The following is an 18,780-nucleotide window of genomic DNA, read 5'->3' on the forward strand; positions in this document are numbered from 1 at the left end:
GACCATGCCCGCCTCGAAGACCGCCTCCCGTCCACCGCCCAAGCGCCGCGCCGCCGACCTGGCCTACGACGCCATCGAGACGCTGCTGTCGACCATGCAGCTGCAGCCCGGCAGCCAGGTCGTCGAGGCCGAACTCGCCGAGCGCACGGGGCTCGGCCGCACGCCAGTGCGCGAGGCGCTGATGCGCATGGTGTCCATCGGACTCATCGTGCAGCAACCGCGCCGCGGGCTGCTCGTGTCGGCCATCGACCTGGCCGACCACCTCGACGTGATCCAGACCCGGCGCGTGCTCGAACGGCTGATCGCCGCCTGCTCGGCGCGCCGGGCCACCGCGCAGCAGCGCACCGACATCGTCCGCTGCGCCCGGACCATGGTCGAGGCCGCGGCACGAGGCGACCTCACCGGCTACATGCGCGCCGACCATGCACTCGACCTCGTCAATCACCAGGCGAGCCACAACGACTCGGCAGTGAGGGCGGTGATCCCGCCGATCGTCCAGTGCCGGCGCTTCTGGTATGCCTACCAGCACGAAGGGGAGATCGTCGAGGGCGCCAACGCGCACCTCGAGCTGGCGCAGGGCATCGCGACCGGCGACGAAGCTGCCGCCATCGCGGGCGCCGAGCGGCTGATGGACTACCTCGAAGTCTTCGCGCGCAAGATCATCGACAAGTAGGCCGAAGGGCCTCGCCTCCACTCGCCGCCGCACTGCGGGGAATTCCGCGTGCCTTGCCCGGGCCGGCGGCGCATACTGGCCCGCATGGCCGCCGCCCCCCGCGCCCAACCCGAAGAGTTCTTCACCGCCGAGGAATGGCAGTCGCTCACTGCGCGTTCGTCGTGGAAGGGCCTGTGGCTGGTGCTGCATTGCTGGGCCGTGATCGGCGCAGCCATGCTCGTGGGCATCGTGTGGCCATGGACCCTTCCGCTCGTGGTGCCGGTAGTGGGTGCGCGGCAGCTGGGGCTGTTCATCCTCATGCATGACGCGGCGCACGCGGGGCTGCACCGCAATCGCAAGGTCAACGACTGGGTGGGCCATTGGCTGTGCTCGTCGACGCTGCGCGACTACCGTCCGTATCACCTGCAGCACCACCGCTTCGTGCAGCAGACCGAAGATCCGGACCTCGTGCTGTCGGCGCCCTTCCCGATCACGCGCGCGTCGATGTGGCGCAAGGTGGTGCGCGACCTGAGCGGGCAGACTTTCTACAAGCAGCGCTTCGGGCATGTTGCCGAAGGCATCCGCAAGCGTGGGCCGGGCGAGTCGGTGCTCGAGGTGTTTGGCCGGGAGCTTGCGAAAGACAGGCGTTTTCTCATTGCCAACAGCCTCGGATTTCTGGCCTTCGCGCTCGCCGGCTGCTGGTGGGCATGGCTGCTGATGTGGCTGCTGCCCATGGCGACGTGGCTGCCGCTCGTGAGCCGCGTGCGCAACATCGCCGAGCATGCGCTGGTCGCGCAGAACGAGGCCGATCCGCTGCGTCAGGCCCGCACCACGCACGCCGGCTGGCTCGAACGCATCCTGGTGGCGCCCTACTGGGTCAACTACCACTGCGAGCACCACATGTTCACCAACCTGCCCTGCTGGGCCTTGCCGAAGGCGCATCGCCTGCTGCAGCGGCAGGGCGCCATCGCGCGCATGGAGGTGCAGCCCGGCTACCTGAGCCTGCTGAAGCGCGCGACTTCGCCCTCGGCTCAGCTGGCCTGACGCGCGGCCGGCACGGCCCGCACCACAGGCTGCGCCCCGCGCTGGCTGAGCCAGATGCTCGCAATGACGATGCCGATCCCCGTCACCTGCCACGCCGACAACGCCTGCTCCAGCAGCGCCCAGCCCAGGATCACCGCCGTCACGGGGCTCAGGAAAGCCAGCGGCGCGATCGCCGAGGGCTCCAGCCGCGCCACGCCGCGGAACCACACGATGTAGGTCAGCGCGGCGCCCACGAGGCCGAGCCAGCCGAAGCCGATCCAGTTCTGCGCCGTCAGCGCGGGCAGAGGCGGCTCCAGCAGCAGCGCCACCGGCAACAGCAGCAGGCCGCCAGCGGTGAGCTGCCACGCGGTGAAGGTGAGCGCCGACACCGGTGGCTGCCAGCGCCGGCTCAGCACCGTGCCGAAGGCCATCGACACCGCGGCGGCAATGGCCGCGGCAATGCCGATGGCATCGAGCGCCGCATTCGGCGTGAGCACCAGCAGTGCGACCCCGCCGATGCCGACCACCGCCGCTGCGACCGACAGCGCGCGCATCGGTGAGCCCAGGAAGACGCTGGCCAGGAACACCACGAGCAGCGGCTGCACCGAAGTGATGGTGGCCGCGACGCCGCCCGGCAGCCGGTATGCCGCCAGGAACAGCATCGCCCAGAGGATCGAGAAGTTCAGCGCGCCGAGGATGAGGATGCGCCCCCACCACGCGCGCTCGGGCAGCTTGCGCACGATCAGCAGCAACAGCAGGCCGGCGGGCAGCGCGCGCAGCAGGGCGACCGTCAGCGGGTAGTTCGGCGGCAGCAGCTCGGTCGTGACGATGTAGGTGCTGCCCCAGATCGCGGGCGCGGTCGCGGTGAGCAGGAGGTCGGTGGTGCGGCTTGTCATGGGTCGAATCTAGTGAATTGACCATGGGTTGTGAATGCCCGAATAATGAATTGATTCTTTACCGCCAGTCGTCAATTCAGCATGGACCATCTCACGGCTCTCAAGGTCTTCCGCACCACCGCCGCCACGGGCAGCTTCGCCGGCGCCGCGCGGCAAATGGGGCTGTCGGCGGCGGCCGTCAGCAAGAACATCGCGGAGCTGGAGGCGCATTTGAAGGTGCGGCTCATCAACCGCACCACGCGGCAGATGAGCCTGACAGAAGCGGGCGCTGCGTACTTCGAGCGCTTATCACGCATCCTCGACGAACTCACCGAGGCCGATGCCGCCCTTGCGCCCATGGGCAGCAGCCCCGGCGGTGTGCTGCGCGTGAGCGCGCCGCTGACTTTTGCGCTCACCTCGCTGTCGCCGGCCATTCCCGAATTCATGAAGCGCTACCCGAACCTGCGGCTCGAGCTGAACCTGCAGGACAGCCGCTCGGACATCATCGGCGAGGGCTACGACCTGGCCATCCGCGGCAGCGACCGGCTGGAGGATTCGAGCCTCGTCGCGCGCCGGCTCATGACCATGGACCATGTGCTGTGCGGCGCGCCCGGCTACTTCGCCGCCTTCGGCCGCCCCGCGCAGCCCGAAGACCTGAAGGCCCACGAGTGCGTGCAGTTCACGCTCTCGGGCCACGCGAACAAGTGGACCTTCAACCGCGCCGGCCGCAGCGTGGCCGTGGCCATCGACGGGCGCTACAAGGTCAGCTCCAGCATCGCCGTGCGTGACGCGCTGCTCGCGGGCTTCGGCCTGAGCCTGATCCCGCGCATCTACGTCGAGGCCGAGCTGGGCTGCGGCCGCCTGCAGGCCGTGCTCGAAGACTGGGAGGCGGACAGGACGCCGGTCTATGCCGTCTACCCCTCGCGCCACCTCCCGGCGAAGACGCGTGTCTTCGTGGATTTCCTTGAGGAACGCTTTTCAGGGCATTGAGTGCCCGGAGCCATCGTGCGACGGCGCGCGTGGCGTCAGTCGTCGGCCCGCTCGGGGCTTTCCCAGCCCAGCAGCTCGGCCAGGCGCTGCACGATCCACGTGGCCTCGGCCGCCGACACGCCCGATTCGGGCGCGGCGAGCCCGGCGTGGATGCGCCGCAGGATCTCGCTTTCGACCGGCACCTCGGTGTGGTGCTGGATCTGCGCGTGGCCCACAAGGTGGCTGGCGAGGTCTTCGCACATCTCGTAGCGCTCGCGCACCAGGCCGATCGGTTCGCTCAGGCGCTGGCGCGCGTCGGTGTAGACCGCGAAGAACGAGGGCGGGATGAGGATCTGGTTGTCGTCGGACATCGCTGCCTTATAGCTGCCCCAACGACAAAACGCGCCCGTGGGCGCGTTCGTCGTGGCTCCGGGGAGCCAGCGGGGGCCGGATCAGCCGCCCTTCTTGGCGCGCTTGCCAGGGTTCTTCTTGCTGCGCGTTGCGGTGCCGCGTTCGAGGCTGACCTTCTGGCCGCCACCGGAGCGAGGCACGGTGTAGCCGGGCATAGGCGTCGGCTTGGGGGTGGCAACGCGTTCGGCTTCGGTACGGAATGTCTTGGGCATGAAAAGCTCGGGTAAAAGTGATGTTCGAACCTGCAATTAGGCCACATCGGGAATTTCATATGCCAATAACCGCAACGGCGGGTGGTGTCGAGCGCGCGCGCTTCGTTTCGGGGTCGTTGATGCGCCATGTCTGCGTGATGGCGGGCACGGGGGCCATCGGGCTGATCGCGGTGTTCGCGGTCGACCTCATCAACCTGTTCTATATCTCGTTGCTTGGGGAGAAGGAGATTGCCGCGGCGGTCGGTTTCGCGGGCGTGATGGGCTTCTTCCATGCGTCGCTGTGCATCGGGCTGACCATCGGCATCGCGGCAGTGGTGTCGCGCACCGTGGGGGCCGGCCGTGGCGAGGACGCGCGCCGCATCGCCACATCGAGCCTGGTGCTGATGACGGCGGTGTCGGTGGTAGCGGGCACCGGCACGGCGTTCTTCCTGCATCCCGCGCTGCAGGCCCTGGGCGCCCAGGGCGAGACGGCGCGGCTCGCGCATCGCTACCTCTCGGTGACGGTGCACACGCTGCCGCTGCTGGGCATCGGCATGGCGACTTCGGCGCTGCTGCGTTCCATCGGCGATGCGCGCCGCTCGATGACGGTGACGCTCGGCGGCGCCTTCGTGACGGCGGTGCTCGACCCGATCCTGATCTTCGGCTTCGGCCTGGAACTCGACGGCGCCGCCATCAGCGCGGTAGTCTCGCGCATCGTGCTCGCGGCCATCGGGCTGCACGGCGTGACGGTGAGGCACCGCATGCTCGGGCGCTTCGAGCCGTCGCGACTGGGCGGCGATGCGCGCGCGCTCGGCAAGGTGGCCGCGCCGGCGGTGCTGACCAACCTCGCCACGCCGGTGGGCGCGGCCTTCGTCACGCATTCGGTCGCGCAGTTCGGGCCCTCGGCGGTGGCGGGCGCGGCCACCATCGACCGGCTGACGCCGGTGGCCTTCGGATTGGTCTATGCGCTCAGCGGCGCGGTCGGGCCGATCCTCGCGCAGAACCTGGGCGCGGGGCAGTTCCGTCGCGTGCAGGAAGGGCTGCGCGACAGCCTGTTGTTCATGATGGCGTCGGTGGCCGTGGCGTGGCTGGTGCTGGCGCTTGGGCAGGGCGTGCTGATCCGCGCGTTCTCGGCCGACGGGCAGGCGGCCGAGCTGATCTCGCTCTTCTGCAGCTGGACGGCCGCGAGCTTCTTCTTCGCGGGCGGGCTGTTCGTGGCGAACGCCTCCTTCAACAACCTCGGGCATCCGCTGCTGTCGACCGCATTCAACTGGGGGCGCGCCACGCTGGGCACGATTCCGTTCGCGTGGTGGGGCTCGCGCTACGGTGCGTCAGGCGTGCTGATCGGGCAGGCCGTGGGCTCGTCGATCTTCGGCCTGCTGGCGGTGATCGTGGCGTTCCGGCTGGCCGCGAAGCTGGCGCGGCAGGAGGCGCCTGCAGGCGCGGCCCCGGCGCTCGATGCGCCGCTGGCACCGACCTCGCCGCAGGCCGGTGCGGCGGCTACTGCTCCAGCAGCCGTACCTTGACCGACTTGCCCTTCACGCGGCCGGCCGACAGCTTGCGCGCGGCTTCTTCGGCGATGGCGCGGTCGACCGCCACATAGGTCGAGAACTCGTTGACGTTGATCTTGCCGACCTGGTCCTTGGCATAGCCGCAGTCGCCGGTCAACGCGCCCAGGACGTCGCCGGCGCGGATCTTTTCCTTGCGCCCGCCCACGATCTGCAGCGTGGCCATCGGCGGCTTCAGCGGCTCGCCCTTGCCCGGCGTGAGCTCGGCCAGTTCGTGCCATTCGGATTCGCGGCCCTGCAGCTGCTCGATCTTTCCGACGAAGCCCATCTCGTTCATGCTGGCCAGGTTCAGCGCCAGGCCTTCCGAGCCGCCCTGCTGGCCCACGCGGCCGGTGCGGCCGACGCGGTGAATGTGGATTTCGGAATCGGGCGTCACGTCGACGTTGATCACGGCTTCGAGGTGCGAAATGTCGAGACCGCGCGCCGCCACGTCGGTGGCAACCAGCACCGAGCAGCTGCGGTTGGCGAACTGCACCAGCACCTGGTCGCGCTCGCGCTGCTCCAGCTCGCCGAACAGCGCCAACGCGCTGAAGCCCTGGGCCTGCAGCACCTCGACGAGGTCGCGGCACTGCTGCTTGGTGTTGCAGAAGGCCAGCGTGCTGACGGGGCGGAAATGGTCGAGCAGCAGGCTCACGGTGTGCAGCCGCTCGCTGTCCTTCACCTGGTACCAGCGCTGGCGGATCTTGCTGCCTTCATGCTGCGCCTGCACCGTGATTTGTTCGGGGCTCTTCATGAACTGCTGCGCGAGCTTGGCGATGCCTTCGGGGTACGTGGCCGAGAACAGCAGCGTCTGGCGGGCCGAAGGGCACTGGCGCGCCACCGTCACGATGTCGTCGAAGAAGCCCATGTCCAGCATGCGGTCGGCCTCGTCGAGCACCAGCGTGTTGAGCGCCTCGAGGTTCAGGTTCTCGCGCTCGAGGTGGTCCATGATGCGGCCGGGCGTGCCGACGACGATGTGCGCGCCGTGCTCCAGGCTGGCGATCTGCCCACGCAGCGCAACGCCGCCGCAGAGCGTGACGACCTTGATGTTTTCTTCGGCACGCGCCAGGCGGCGGATTTCGGTCGTGACCTGGTCGGCCAGCTCGCGCGTCGGGCACAGCACCATCGCCTGGATGGCGAAGCGGCGCGGGTTCAGGTTGGAAAGCAGCGCCAGCGCAAAGGCGGCGGTCTTGCCGCTGCCGGTCTTGGCCTGCGCGATCAGGTCCTTGCCGAGCAGCGCCGGCGGCAGCGCGGCGGCCTGGATGGCCGTCATCTGCGTGTAACCGAGCTGGGTGAGGTTGGCCAGCATCTGGGGCGAGAGCGCCAGTGAGGCAAAGCCGTTGTCGGCTGGGGGGCCGCCGGCTGTGGGGTTGGGTGTGGTCATCGTTCAGCAGCCGGGAAGTGCAAAAAACAAAAGCCTTGCCGGTGCCCTTCGCGGGCACCGCAAGGCCTTTCGTCAGTTGCGGATCAGCGGCGGGGGGAGTTGTTGCCGCCGGTGGTCGGCGGCGGGCCGCGGCGTTCCAGGTGACGGAAGGTGATACGGCCCTTGGTCAGGTCGTAGGGCGAGAGTTCGAGCGACACCTTGTCACCCGCCAGGATGCGGATGTGGTGCTTGCGCATCTTGCCGCCGCTGTAGGCGATCAGCTGATGGCCGTTGTCCAGCGTGACGCGGTAGCGCGAGTCGGGCAGGACTTCGGTCACTGCGCCGTTCATTTCGATCAGTTCTTCCTTGGGCATATGTGGTTACCTCTGACTCGTTCGATGTTTGTTGGAGATGGAATTGGGCGTAATTGTTTCAGCCCGCGCACGGAAGCGCGAGAGGGGTCGTCTTCGAAACCTGGGGGGCGCGTTCGCGCACCCAGCCGAGGCCCTGGTCGATGGCGTAGCCGACGGCGGCGGCGTGGCTGGCAAAGCGCGGCGTGAAGCGCATCACGCGGTCGTGCATGCCGCTGCCGCGGCCGGAGCGGATCGAGACCGAAGCGGCGTACTTGCCGTCGTCCTGATGTCGGATGAGCGGGGAAACAAGGTACTTGCCCACCGCGATACTGTGTTGAATGATGTCCATGAAGCCTTGGCACAGCGCGCAGATGCAAAGCGCGAAGTGCCTGAAAAATAATTGAAAACGGGCGTGGGCCGGCCGGAATGGCGCGGCGGACGCGCTATTCGCTTCAACAGGAACGAAGGCAGTGGTGGCAATCATGGGCGCCCGGTCTGGCGCTCCAACACACTGTAAAAGCCGGCTTGGGAGTGAGAGGCCTGAAGAATCCAAGGGACAGTGCAGGTCAGCCGGCGGTATTGACGAAATTCTTCGTCGTGGTATCGAAACGAACCCGACATTATAGCTTGCAGGGCATGACAGTTGCTTGTCTTTAAAACAACGATCTCATGAAAAAGGCCCCGAAGGGCCGTTGTTCAAGCACTATTTGCTATCAAAAACATAGTTTGACGAGGCGTTGCGGGCCGCGCGCGGCGCGCGCAACAGCAGCATCAGCCCTGTGAACTGGCAGGCCGCCCCCACCCAGCCCACCGCGCCGACGCCGGCCAGTTCGATCGCCATGCCGCCCAGTGCCGAACCGGCCGCAATGCCGAGGTAGATCGCCGACGCGTTGAGCGACAGCGTCATCGGCGCGTGCTCCGGCGCCAGCCGGATCAGCCGCACCGCCTGCGCCGGGCCGAACCCCCAGCCCGCGAAGCCCCACAGCGCCGACAGCCCCACGATCAGCGGCAGTGCCAAACCGCGCGGCAGCATCTGCGCCGAGAACGAGAGCCCACCAAGGATCAGCACCAGCATCAGCGCGAAGCCCTGCGCCATGCGATCGGCGCCGAAGCGGTCGGTGGCCCAGCCGCCGGCCGCGGTGCCGATGGCTGCCGCCACGCCGATGGCGAAGAACACCGCGCTCGCGCCTTCGGCGCCGAAGCCCAGCGTCTCCGAGAGGAACAGTGCAATGTAGGTGTAGAAGCTGAAGCCGCCCGTGGCCCACAGCATGCTGATCAGCAAGGCCGGCAGCACGCCCGGCTCGCGGGCCACGGCAAAGGCCGGCGCGCGCTTTGCAGCCGCCGGGGCCTGCGCCAGCGTGCGCGGCAGCCCGAGGGCGAGGCCCAAGGTGGCAAGCGCCGCCGCAGCCGCGATCAGCAGGTAGGCCGTGCGCCAGCCGCCCCAGCCGGAGATCCACGCACCCAGCGGCACGCCCAGCGCCACTGCCACTGTGCCGCCGCCGGTCACGATGGCCAGCGCCCGGCCGCGCAGCGCGGGCGACACCATGGCGGCCGCCACCGCGCTCGCGGTTGGCAGGAACACGCCGGCCACCAGCCCCAGCGCGACCCTCGCGAATGCCAGCTGCGCAAAGCCGTGCGCCATCGATGCCGCCAGCGTCAGCGCCGAGAAGGCCGCGAGGCTGGCAATCAGCAGCGGCCGGCGACCGAAGCGCCCCAGCAGCGCCGCCATCACCGGCGAGCCGATCGCATAGCTCAGCGCGAACAGCAGCACCAACTGCCCGGCCCGTGCGGCACTGACCTGCAGGTCGGCCGCCAGCACCGGCAGCAGCCCCGCGACCATGAAGCTTTCGGTGCCGATGGCAAAGGCCCCCAGTGCGAGCCAACCCAGGCTCAGGGGCAGGCGTTCAGGCGGTCGCGAGGTCGGGAGATCGGTGCCGTTCATGAGGGACTCCGTTGAAGCTGTGTTCGAGGCCTCCAGAGTACGTTTGCAATTGGCCCTTCAAAAGAACCACAATTAACGAAGTTTATGGAGCCACTTTTCGAACTCGCCATCCACCTGCCGGGCGCCGGCTCGCGCGAACTGCTGCGCGAGGTGCACCGCCAGCTGCGCGGCGCCATCCTCGACGGCCGGCTGCAGCCCGGCGCGCGCCTGCCCGCCACGCGCGCGCTGGCGCAGCGCCTGGGCGTGTCGCGCAACACCATGCTCGCGGCCTACGACCTGCTGCTGAGCGAGGGCTACCTGCTGGCGCGCCCCGGCGCCGGCACCTACGTGGCCGACACGTTGCCGGCCTCCCGGCGTGGCCGCGCCACCAAAGCCTCGCCAGCCCGGCGCGACCCCCGTCTGGTGCCCCTCGCTGTTCCGGGCGCCGACCTCGTCCCCACGCTGCAGCCATCGCCAGCGCGCGACGACTTCCGCGTCGGCCTGCCCGACGTGAGCGTCTTTCCCTTCGACATCTGGCGCCGCGTGAGCGACCGCGCGCTGCGCCGCGTCGCACGCCAGACCGCCGACTACGCCGACCCGCAGGGCCAGGGCGCGCTGCGCGAGGCCATCGCGAAGCACGTGTCGTTCACCCGCGCCGTCGGCTGCACCGCCGGTGACATCGTGGTCACGGCCGGCGCGCAGCAGGCCTTCGGGCTGCTCGCGCGCATCCTCGTCGTGCCGGGGCGCACGGTGGTCGCGGTCGAGCAGCTGTTCTACCCCTCGCTGCGCGAAGCCATGCTGGCCGCTGGCGCGAAAGTGGTGACCGTGCCGACCGATGACGAAGGCATGTGCGTGGACCGCATTCCGCCCGGGGCCCGCGTGGTCTGCGTGACCCCCTCGCACCAATTCCCCACCGGCGTGGCGATGTCGCCGCCGCGCCGTGCCGCCCTGCTTGCCTTCGCGCGGGCGCGCAACGCGGTCGTCATCGAGGACGACTACGACGGCGAATTCCGCTTCGCCGGCCGCCCGCTCGATGCACTGCAGACGCTCGACCGCGCCGAGTCGGTCTTCTACATCGGCACCTTTTCCAAGAGCCTGTTCCCCGCGCTGCGGCTGGGCTTCGTGGTGGCGCCGCCCTGGGCCCGCGCGGCGCTGGTGCGCGCGCGCGAACTGGCCGACTGGCACGGCCCGGTGCTGGGCCAGGAGGCGCTGGCCGCCTTCATCGCCGAAGGGCACCTGGCGCGCCACATCCGCAAGATGCGCAGACTCTACGGCGCGCGGCGCACCGCATTGCTCGAGGCCCTGGCACGCCACGGTGCGGGCCGGCTCGAAGTGATTCCTTCGGACGCCGGCCTGCACCTGTCGGCCCGGCTGCACGGCGGTACGCGCGCCGATGCGGTGGTGGAGCGCGCCGCCGCGGCTGGCATCACGCTGCCGCCGCTCTCGCGTTTCGCGCTCGATCCGCACGCGCCCGGCGTGTCCAACGGCCTCGCATTCGGCTACGGGCTGATCGCCGAGCAGCAGATCGATGGCGCGATCCGTCGGCTGGTCGCGTTGCTCTGACGGTCAGGTCAGCCGATTCCGAGCGTCCGCCTGTTGGCCGCCACGTCCACCCCGCCCGCCGCGAAGTCGTCGAAGGCCCGGTCCGCCACCTGGATGATGTGGTCGGCGATGAACGTTGCGCCCTCGCGCGCGCCGTCTTCCGGGTGCTTGATGCAGCACTCCCACTCCAGCACCGCCCAGCCCGGAAAGTCGTACTGCGCCAGCTTCGAGAAGATGGCCTTGAAGTTCACCTGCCCATCACCCAGCGAGCGGAAGCGCCCGGCCCGGTTGATCCAGCTCTGGAAGCCGCCGTACACGCCCTGCTTGCCGGTCGGGTTGAACTCGGCGTCCTTCACGTGGAAGATCTTGATGCGCTCGTGGTAGTGGTCGATGTAGGCCAGGTAATCGAGCTGCTGCAGCATGAAGTGGCTCGGGTCGTACAGCAGGCAGGCGCGCGGGTGGTTGTTCACGCGCTCCAAAAACATCTCGTAGCTCACGCCGTCGTGCAGGTCTTCGCCGGGGTGGATCTCGTAGCCCACGTCCACGCCCACGGCGTCGAAGGCGTCGAGGATCGGCCGCCAGCGGCGCGCGAGTTCGTCGAAGGCTTGCTCGACGAGGCCCGGCGGGCGTGGCGGCCACGAATACAGGTACGGCCAGGCCAGCGCGCCCGAGAAGGTCGCGTGCGCCGTGAGGCCCAGGTTGGCCGAGGCCTTGGCCGCGAAGTGCAGCTGCTCGACCGCCCACTGCTGCCGCCGCACCGGGTCGCCGCGCACCTCGGGCGCCGCGAAGCCGTCGAAGCCCGCGTCGTAGGCCGGATGCACCGCCACCAGCTGGCCCTGGAGGTGCGTCGAGAGTTCGGTGATCTCCAAGCCATGCTTCGCCAGCGTGCCCTTCACCTCGTCGCAGTAGGTCTTGCTTTCGGCGGCGCGCCGGAGGTCGAACAGGCGCGCGTCCCAGCTCGGGATCTGCACGCCCCTGTAGCCCAGCCCGGCGGCCCAGCCGGCGATGCCGTCGAGCGTATCGAACGGGGCGGTGTCCCCCGCGAACTGGGCCAGAAAAATGGCGGGGCCCTTGATGGTTTTCATCGGCTTGTCTTCCTTCTTCGTTGGGGCGGCGTTGAAAGCATACTTGGCGTGTCGTCCGACCCCGTGCGAGAGGCCAACGAGCCAAAATGGACTTTCCTTTTCGCATCCATCGTCCGGTTCCCACTGACGACAGTCCCGCGATGACACAACCTGTTTCCGCCCGACTCAAGATCGGCCTGTCCGCCTGCTTCTCGCATGCCGACCCGGCCCGCTCGCTCTTCACCAACAAGACGCTGCAGTACGTCGAGCAATCGATCGCGCATTGGCTCATGTCCGCCGGCGCGATGGTGGTGATGGTGCCCTGCCCCACCGGCGAAACCGCGCGCGGCGACACCAAGCTTTCACACTACGCAGAGTGGCTCGACGGTGTCGTGATGCACGGCGGCGCCGACGTCTGGCCCGGCAGCTACGGCGAAGTGCCGCTCAAGGATGCGTGGATCGGCGACCAGATCCGCGACCTCTACGACCTCGCGCTGGTCGAGGCCTTCGAGCAGGCCGGCAAGCCGATCTTCGGCGTGTGCCGCGGGCTGCAGCTCATCAACGTGGCCTTCGGCGGCACGCTCTACCAGGACATCGAGGCCCAGCACGCTGGCGGCCTGCGCCACCGCGACCCGGTCACCTACGACCAGAACTTCCACGAGATCGAGCTGGTGCAGGGCACGCGGCTTTCCAAGCTCTTTCCGCAGGTGCAGAAGGCGCGCGTCAACAGCATCCACCACCAGGGCATCAAGGGGCTCGCACCGGGCTTCGAGATCGAGGCCTGGAGCCTGCCCGACCGCGTGCCCGAGGCCATCCGCCGCCGGTCCGACAAGGGCCGCAGCTACATCGCCGCGACCCAGTGGCATCCCGAGTTCCACAAGTACGGCAGCACCGAGACGGTCGACGACACGCCGATCCTGCATGACTTCTTGTGGGCCTGCGCGACCGCCAGGGTCGCGCCCAAGACGTCGCCGGGGTCCGGCCCCGCCAAGATCCGCGACCGCGCGGCGCGAGTGTTGCGACAGGCGCTGCTGCGGCGCTGACGCGATCGGGAGGATGGCCGCCCGGCCGGACCTAGCGCCGGTCGGAGCGGTTCGTGCTGCCGCTGACGCCGGCATCGATGGTGCCGAACACCGTGACACCACTGCCCGGCGACGCACCGGCGGAGCCCGACGATCCGGCCGAGCCCGTTCCGGCGCAGCCCGCCAGGACGGCCCCCATCGCAAGGGCGAACACAGCTGCAATGAATGACTTCACGGAAAACTCCAGGAGAGGGTGGAACTGCAGACCACTATAGGCCGCAGCCCCGGCTGGCCTTGTAACAGCCCCGGCCCTTGGTTGCTACTCCGGCTTCGCGCCAGAGGCCTTCACCGCCGCGCCCCAGACGCCGATCTCGCTCGCCACGAAGCGGTCGAACTCGGCCGGCGTCGTGGGCGCGGGCTCGGAACCGCGCTCGCGGATGAAACGCGCCATCTGCTCGCTCTTCAGGATGTCCGTGACTTCGCGGTTGAGCCGCTCGACGATGTCGGGTGGCGTGCCGCGCGGCGCCATCAGGCCGAGCCAGCCCACGGCCTCGAAGTTCTTCGTGCCCGCCACACCGCTTTCGCGCACGGTGGGCACGTCGGGCAATTGCGAGGAGCGTGTGGCCGAGGTCACGGCCAGCGCCACCGCCCTGCCCGACTTGATGTGCGGCAGCGCGGCCGTCACCGAGTCGACCATCAGCGGAATCTGGTTGCCCAGGAAGTCCGACTGCGCGGGTCCGCTGCCGCGGTACGGAATGTGCGTGATGAACACGTGCGCCGCCGACTTGTACATCTCGCCCGAAAGATGTTGCGTGCCGCCGATGCCGGCGCTCGCGTAGCTCAGCCGGCCGGGCTCGGCCTTGGCGCGCGTCGTGAGGTCGGCCAGCGTGCGGATGCCGCTCTCGGGCGTGGCGAGGAACACCAGCGGCACCTTGGCGATCAGCGAGATGCCGGCCAGGTCCTTGCGCGGGTCGAAGCCCGGCTTGGCATAGAGCGTCTGGTTCACCGCCATCGCGCTGCCGGCCACCACCAGCGTGTAGCCGTCGGGCTGTGAGCGCACCACGAACTCGGTGCCGATGTTGCTGCCGGCACCGGCCTTGTTGTCGACGATCACCGGCTGGCCCAGCCGTTTGCCGAGCTGTTCGGCGAGCGCGCGGGCGAAGATATCGGTGGCCTGTCCCGGCGGGAAGGGCACGATCAGCCTGACGGGCTTGTCAGGCCAGGCCGCGGCTTGTGCGAGGCAGGCTGTGCCCAGCAGCATCGCTGCAGCCAGGCCGGCGGCGAGATGTCGGCGCCGCATGGCTCAGGGCGCCGAAAGATGCTTGCCGACGATGCCCGCGAGCTCGAACATCGTCACCTGGTCCTTGCCGAACACCGGCTTGAGCTTGGCGTCGGCGTTGATCGCGCGCTTGTTGGCCGCATCCTGCAGGCCGTTTGCCTTGATGTAGTCCCACAGCTTCTTGATGACCTCGGTGCGCGCCACCGGTTCGGCGCCGATCACCGCGGCCAGCGAGTCGCTGGGCTTCAAGCCCGCGCCGGGCTTGCGCGGCGCGGCTGCCTTCTTCGCTGCCGGGGCCTTCTTCGCGGCGGGCGTCTTCTTCGCCGCCGCCTTCTTGGCCGCGGGCGCGGCCTTGCCGAAGGTCTTGCGCGGCGGGAACTTGCTGCCGCCCTCGCGCGGCGCGAACTCGAAGGTCACCTTGCCCTCTTCGGCGTTCCAGGTCAGGAAGGCCTTGAAGGCGCGGCGCGTGCGCATGCTCACGAACTTGTCGAGCAGGTCGGTCTTGCCGGTGGCGAGCAGCTTTTCCATCTGCGCGCGCTCCACCGGCTGTTGCAGGATGATCTTGCCGGTCTTGAAGGTGCAGCTGGGCGTCGGCTGCGCGTTCGTCGGCACCGACTTCTCGCAGACGTAGTTGCTGCCGTGCTCGAACACCGGCGCGCCGCACACCGGGCACGGGCCCACGGTGTCCTGCTCGCTGAAGTCGACGATCTCGCCGGTGTCGCCGTTCTTGTCGTCGCCGAAGTCGAACTCCAGCTTCCAGTTCTTCGCCTCCTCGTCGAACTTGAGAATGATCTCGGAGGTGAAGGGCCAGCCGGCCTTGGAGCGGAAGCCTTCCAGCGGGCCGATGTGCTTGTCGTGCAGCAGCGCCTCGGCCTCGGCCACCTCGAAGGTGCGCCCGGCCGGCGACTTGCCGAAGGAGAAGCCGCAGGCATCCTCGCCCGTGCCGCTCTTGCCGACGCAGCCGTAGCGGCGGTAGTTTTCCTTCACCACGCCGCCGCAGTTGGGGCACGGCGTCTGCAGGGTCGCATAGTCGCCCGGCACGGTGTCGCGGTCGTACTCTTTCGCCTTCTTGACGATGTGCTCCGTCATCTCGGCGATCTCGCGCATGAAGGCATCGCGGCTCAGCGCGCCCTTTTCCATCTGCGCGAGCTTGTACTCCCACTCGCCGGTCAGCTCGGCCTTGGAGAGTTCTTCCACACCCAGGCCGCGCAGCAGCGTCATGAGCTGGAAGGCCTTGGCCGTGGGGATCAGCTCGCGGCCTTCGCGCAGCATGTACTTCTCGGTGATCAGGCCTTCGATGGTGGCCGCGCGCGTGGCTGGCGTGCCCAGGCCCTTCTCCTGCATGGCCTCGCGCAGTTCGTCGTCGTCGATGGTCTTGCCCGCGCCTTCCATCGCGCCGAGCAGCGTGGCTTCGGAGTAGCGCGCCGGCGGGCGCGTCTTCAGGCCCTTGGTGTCGACCGACTCGGCCTTCACGATCTCGCCCGGCTTCACCGGCACGAGGCGCTTGCCGTCCTTGTCGTCTTCCTTCTCGTCGTCCTGGGCTTCCTTGCCGTAGATGGCCAGCCAGCCCGGCTTCACCAGCACCTTGCCGTCGGTGCGGAAGGGGTACTTCCTGCCGTCCTGCTCCACCGTGCTGATGCGCGTGGTCACCTGGTACTCGGCGCTCGGGAAGAACACCGACATGAAGCGGCGCACCACGAAGTCGTAGAGCTTCTGCTCGGCATCGCTCAGGCCGCTGGGCGCTTGCAGCGTCGGGATGATCGCAAAGTGATCCGACACCTTGGCGTTGTCGAAGATGCGCTTGTTGGGCTTCACGTAGTTGCCGTCGACCGCCTGCTGGGCGAACGGCGCCAGGTGCTTCATGCCGCTGTTGGCGAGCATGCCCATGGTCTGCTTGACGACGGGCAGATAGTCTTCCGGCAGCGCGCGCGAATCGGTACGCGGGTAGGTCAGCGCCTTGTGGCGCTCGTACAGGCTCTGCGCCAGCGCCAGCGTGGTCTTGGCCGAGAAGCCGAAGCGGCCGTTGGCCTCGCGCTGCAGCGAGGTCAGGTCGAACAGCATCGGCGAGGCTTGCGTGGTGGGCTTGCTCTCTTCCGTCACCGTGGCAGGCTTGCCGCGCGAGGCGTCGGCGATGGCGCGGGCGTCCTGCTCGTTCCACACGCGGTCGGCGCGCTGCTCGGGATCGGGTTCGCCGTTGGCCAGCAGCGGCGCGTTGGCCTTCTTCCAGTCGGGGTTGAACCACTTGCCCGGGTACTCGCCGGCCTCGGCCGCGAAGCTGGCGTGGATTTCCCAGTACTCGCGCGAGACGAACTTGCGGATCTGCTCCTCGCGCTCCACCACGACGGAAAGCGTCGGCGTCTGCACGCGGCCCACGGTCGTGAGGAAGAAGCCGCCGTCGCGCGAATTGAACGCCGTCATGGCGCGCGTGCCGTTGATGCCCACGAGCCAGTCGGCCTCGGAACGCGAACGCGCGGCGTCGGCCAGGCCCTGCATCTGCTTCTCGGTGCGCAGCGCGTCGAAGCCGTCGCGGATCGCCTGCGGCGTCATCGACTGCAGCCACAGCCGTTTCACCGGCTTGTGCAGGCCCGACTTGCCGCCGGCGTACTGCTCGATCAGGCGGAAGATCAGCTCGCCCTCGCGGCCCGCGTCGCAGGCGTTGATGAGCTGCGTCACGTCCTTGCGCTTGGCCTGCTTGACCACGGCGTTCAGGCGCGTCTTGGTCTTGTCGACCGGCTTCAGGTCGAAGTGCGGCGGGATCACGGGGAGATTGGCAAAGCTCCACTTGCCCCGCTTGACGTCGAACTCCTCGGGCGCCTGGATCTCGACCAGGTGGCCCACGGCGCTGGTCACGACGTAGCTTTCGTTCTCGAAATGCTCGTCGTGCTTGTCGAATTTCCCTGCCACCGGCGTGAGGGCGCGGACGATGTCCTGTGCCACCGACGGTTTTTCTGCGATTACCAAAGTCTTTGTCATCTAAGGGCTCTCTATACTCTGCGGCTTCCCGCGTGTGCACACGCGCACACGCGCATGTGTGCATATTCAAACTAACAGACTTCGGCGATGCCTTCCAAATCCCCACTTTCCGCCGGCCGCGAAACGGAAGCCCCCCATCCCCCCGAGGGGGAGGCGCGGCTTGCCTCGGGGCGGCCCAGCGGCCGCCGCATCCAGATGCGGCGCTCGGATGTCCACGGCAACGGTGTCTTCGCCGTGCAGGACCTGGCCGAAGGCGAGACGCTGATCGAATACAAGGGCGAGGTCATCAGCTGGAAAGAGGCGCTGCGCCGCCATCCGCACGACCCGGCCCAGCCGAACCACACCTTCTACTTCCACATCGACGACGGGCGTGTGATCGACGGCAACGTCAAGGGCAACGATGCGCGCTGGATCAATCACTCGTGCGAACCGAATTGCGAAGCAGACGAAGTCGATGGGCGCGTTTATATCAAGGCGCTGCGAAACATCTCTGCGGGCGAAGAACTCAATTACGACTACGGCCTGATCATCGACGAGCCGTACACGCCGAAACTCCTGTCCGAATTTCCCTGCTGGTGCGGCTCGGAGCAGTGCCGCGGCACGCTGTTGACGCCCAAGGACGACGAGAAGAAAAAGAAGAAGAAAGCCAGGAAGGCCGAAAAGAAAAAGGTCGAGAAAAAAGAAGCGAAGAAGGCTGAAAAGAAGGCCGAGAAAAAAGCCGGCAAGAAATCGGAGAAAAAGTCCGCGAAGAAGGACAAATCCGACAAGGATTGACCATGAGCAGCAGCACAACGGCCGACTGGTTCGAAGACCGGATCGCCGCGGCGGTTGCGCCGCTGCTGCCCGGTTTCGCCGTCGAGGCCGTGGCCGAAATCGATTCCACCAACACCGAGTTGATGCGCCGCGCGCGCGCCGGCCGTGTCGAGCCCGTGCTGCTCGTGGCCGAGCGCCAGACTGCGGGGCGCGGCCGCCTTGGGCGGCCCTGGCAGAGCGCGCAGCAGAACGAAGAGCCCGCGTCGCTGACCTTCTCTCTCGGCCTGCCGCTCGCGCCGGCCGACTGGTCGGGCCTGTCGCTGGCCGTCGGCGTTGCCGTGGCCGAAAGCCTCGACCCCTCGGGCGTTCACAAGACCGGCCTCAAGTGGCCCAACGACGTGTGGGTCGGCGACTGCAAGCTGGCCGGCATCCTCATCGAGACCGCGCTGCCGTCCACCGGCCGGCCGGATGCGTCGCGCTACCTCGTGATCGGCATCGGCATCAACATCGGCGCGCGCGAAGCCGATGGCATGCGCACGCCGCCGGCCTGGCTGCGCCAGTGGCGTCCCGAGGCCACCGCGCCCGAGGTGCTGCACGAACTGGCCGAGCCGCTGGTGCGCAGCGTGCTCGACTTCGAGGCCAGGGGCTTCGCGCCGTTCGCCGAGCGCTTTGCCGCACGCGACGTGCTGCGCGGCCGCGAAGTGGCGCTCAGCGACGGCACCGCCGGGCTGTGCGAAGGCGTGGCCTGGGGCGGCGAGCTGCAGGTGCGCACCGACGCCGGCCTGCAACTGGTCTCCAGCGACGAAGTCAGCGTGCGCCCTCGCGGCATGGGGTTCTGATCC

19 protein-coding genes are annotated in these 18,780 nt (G+C 68.4%); 8 read left to right on the forward strand and 11 right to left on the reverse strand.

The window, feature by feature from the left end:
- Positions 1–4: 4 nt before the first annotated feature.
- Positions 5–673, forward strand: a complete 669-nt coding sequence (locus tag ACCD11_RS13095) for a GntR family transcriptional regulator (RefSeq protein WP_157632108.1) — start codon at positions 5–7, stop codon at positions 671–673.
- Between the two features lie 84 nt (positions 674–757).
- Positions 758–1,696 carry a fatty acid desaturase family protein gene (locus ACCD11_RS13100; RefSeq protein ID WP_413314183.1) on the forward strand — a complete coding sequence of 313 codons (939 nt, stop codon included), beginning with the start codon at positions 758–760 and terminating at the stop codon, positions 1,694–1,696.
- On the opposite strand, the gene ACCD11_RS13105 is transcribed toward ACCD11_RS13100, so the two are convergent.
- Positions 1,684–2,571, reverse strand: a complete 888-nt coding sequence (locus ACCD11_RS13105; RefSeq protein WP_413314185.1) for an EamA family transporter — start codon at positions 2,569–2,571, stop codon at positions 1,684–1,686. The two genes, ACCD11_RS13100 and ACCD11_RS13105, sit on opposite strands and share 13 nt — an antisense overlap.
- Positions 2,572–2,652: 81 nt before the next feature.
- On the opposite strand from ACCD11_RS13105, the gene ACCD11_RS13110 reads away from it, so the two are divergent.
- Entirely contained in the window at positions 2,653–3,540 is an 888-nt protein-coding gene (locus tag ACCD11_RS13110; protein ID WP_413314186.1) for a LysR substrate-binding domain-containing protein, read from the forward strand.
- A 35-nt stretch (positions 3,541–3,575) separates the two neighbouring features.
- Here the strand turns inward: ACCD11_RS13110 and ACCD11_RS13115 are convergent, their stop codons facing one another.
- Complete coding sequence (locus ACCD11_RS13115) at positions 3,576–3,890, reverse strand: hypothetical protein (RefSeq protein ID WP_007828645.1); 315 nt, start codon at positions 3,888–3,890, stop codon at positions 3,576–3,578.
- Between the two features lie 81 nt (positions 3,891–3,971).
- Positions 3,972–4,142: a hypothetical protein gene (locus ACCD11_RS13120; RefSeq protein ID WP_007828646.1), complete on the reverse strand. Its 171-nt coding sequence runs from the start codon at positions 4,140–4,142 to the stop codon at positions 3,972–3,974.
- Positions 4,143–4,201: 59 nt separating this feature from the next.
- Here ACCD11_RS13120 and ACCD11_RS13125 point away from each other — a divergent pair, with 59 nt between their 5' ends.
- A complete protein-coding gene (locus tag ACCD11_RS13125) occupies positions 4,202–5,647 on the forward strand; it encodes an MATE family efflux transporter (RefSeq protein ID WP_413314187.1) in 1,446 nt (481 codons plus the stop codon).
- Here the strand turns inward: ACCD11_RS13125 and dbpA are convergent.
- The 4 genes from dbpA to ACCD11_RS13145 form a co-directional block, all read right to left on the reverse strand.
- On the reverse strand, positions 5,622–7,052 hold the full coding sequence (dbpA, locus tag ACCD11_RS13130) for an ATP-dependent RNA helicase DbpA (RefSeq protein WP_413314188.1): 1,431 nt from the start codon (positions 7,050–7,052) through the stop codon (positions 5,622–5,624). The genes ACCD11_RS13125 and dbpA overlap by 26 nt on opposite strands.
- A gap of 83 nt (positions 7,053–7,135) precedes the next feature.
- Complete coding sequence (gene infA / locus ACCD11_RS13135; protein WP_007828652.1) at positions 7,136–7,405, reverse strand: translation initiation factor IF-1; 270 nt, start codon at positions 7,403–7,405, stop codon at positions 7,136–7,138.
- Positions 7,406–7,463: 58 nt separating this feature from the next.
- Positions 7,464–7,733, reverse strand: coding sequence for a hypothetical protein (locus ACCD11_RS13140; protein ID WP_413314241.1), 270 nt, complete (start codon positions 7,731–7,733; stop codon positions 7,464–7,466).
- Positions 7,734–8,087: 354 nt separating this feature from the next.
- Positions 8,088–9,326, reverse strand: a complete 1,239-nt coding sequence (locus tag ACCD11_RS13145; RefSeq protein ID WP_413314189.1) for an MFS transporter — start codon at positions 9,324–9,326, stop codon at positions 8,088–8,090.
- An 84-nt stretch (positions 9,327–9,410) separates the two neighbouring features.
- Between ACCD11_RS13145 and ACCD11_RS13150 the strand changes: the two genes are divergently transcribed.
- Positions 9,411–10,868: a PLP-dependent aminotransferase family protein gene (locus ACCD11_RS13150; protein ID WP_413314191.1), complete on the forward strand. Its 1,458-nt coding sequence runs from the start codon at positions 9,411–9,413 to the stop codon at positions 10,866–10,868.
- An 8-nt stretch (positions 10,869–10,876) separates the two neighbouring features.
- Here the strand turns inward: ACCD11_RS13150 and ACCD11_RS13155 are convergent, their stop codons facing one another.
- Positions 10,877–11,932 (reverse strand): sugar phosphate isomerase/epimerase family protein, encoded by a 1,056-nt coding sequence (locus ACCD11_RS13155; RefSeq protein WP_413314193.1) that lies wholly within the window; start codon positions 11,930–11,932, stop codon positions 10,877–10,879.
- 140 nt (positions 11,933–12,072) lie between these two features.
- Here ACCD11_RS13155 and ACCD11_RS13160 point away from each other — a divergent pair, with 140 nt between their 5' ends.
- On the forward strand, positions 12,073–12,954 hold the full coding sequence (locus tag ACCD11_RS13160) for a gamma-glutamyl-gamma-aminobutyrate hydrolase family protein (protein ID WP_042672665.1): 882 nt from the start codon (positions 12,073–12,075) through the stop codon (positions 12,952–12,954).
- A 31-nt stretch (positions 12,955–12,985) separates the two neighbouring features.
- Here the strand turns inward: ACCD11_RS13160 and ACCD11_RS13165 are convergent, their stop codons facing one another.
- The 3 genes from ACCD11_RS13165 to ACCD11_RS13175 all read right to left on the reverse strand — a co-directional run bounded on the left by ACCD11_RS13165 (position 12,986) and on the right by ACCD11_RS13175 (position 17,185).
- Complete coding sequence (locus ACCD11_RS13165) at positions 12,986–13,168, reverse strand: hypothetical protein (RefSeq protein ID WP_007828680.1); 183 nt, start codon at positions 13,166–13,168, stop codon at positions 12,986–12,988.
- 84 nt (positions 13,169–13,252) lie between these two features.
- Positions 13,253–14,233 carry a tripartite tricarboxylate transporter substrate binding protein gene (locus ACCD11_RS13170; RefSeq protein ID WP_413314196.1) on the reverse strand — a complete coding sequence of 327 codons (981 nt, stop codon included), beginning with the start codon at positions 14,231–14,233 and terminating at the stop codon, positions 13,253–13,255.
- A gap of 3 nt (positions 14,234–14,236) precedes the next feature.
- Positions 14,237–17,185 (reverse strand): DNA topoisomerase III, encoded by a 2,949-nt coding sequence (locus ACCD11_RS13175; protein ID WP_413314198.1) that lies wholly within the window; start codon positions 17,183–17,185, stop codon positions 14,237–14,239.
- 87 nt (positions 17,186–17,272) lie between these two features.
- Here ACCD11_RS13175 and ACCD11_RS13180 point away from each other — a divergent pair, with 87 nt between their 5' ends.
- Together ACCD11_RS13180 and ACCD11_RS13185 are read left to right on the forward strand one after the other, a co-directional pair.
- Positions 17,273–17,959, forward strand: a complete 687-nt coding sequence (locus tag ACCD11_RS13180) for an SET domain-containing protein (RefSeq protein WP_413314200.1) — start codon at positions 17,273–17,275, stop codon at positions 17,957–17,959.
- A gap of 2 nt (positions 17,960–17,961) precedes the next feature.
- Positions 17,962–18,777, forward strand: coding sequence for a biotin--[acetyl-CoA-carboxylase] ligase (locus ACCD11_RS13185; protein WP_413314202.1), 816 nt, complete (start codon positions 17,962–17,964; stop codon positions 18,775–18,777).
- The last annotated feature ends 3 nt before the right edge of the window (positions 18,778–18,780 follow it).

The sequence above is a fragment of the Variovorax sp. Varisp36 genome, from assembly GCF_047304235.1.
In the GTDB taxonomy this organism is placed as follows: domain Bacteria; phylum Pseudomonadota; class Gammaproteobacteria; order Burkholderiales; family Burkholderiaceae_C; genus Variovorax.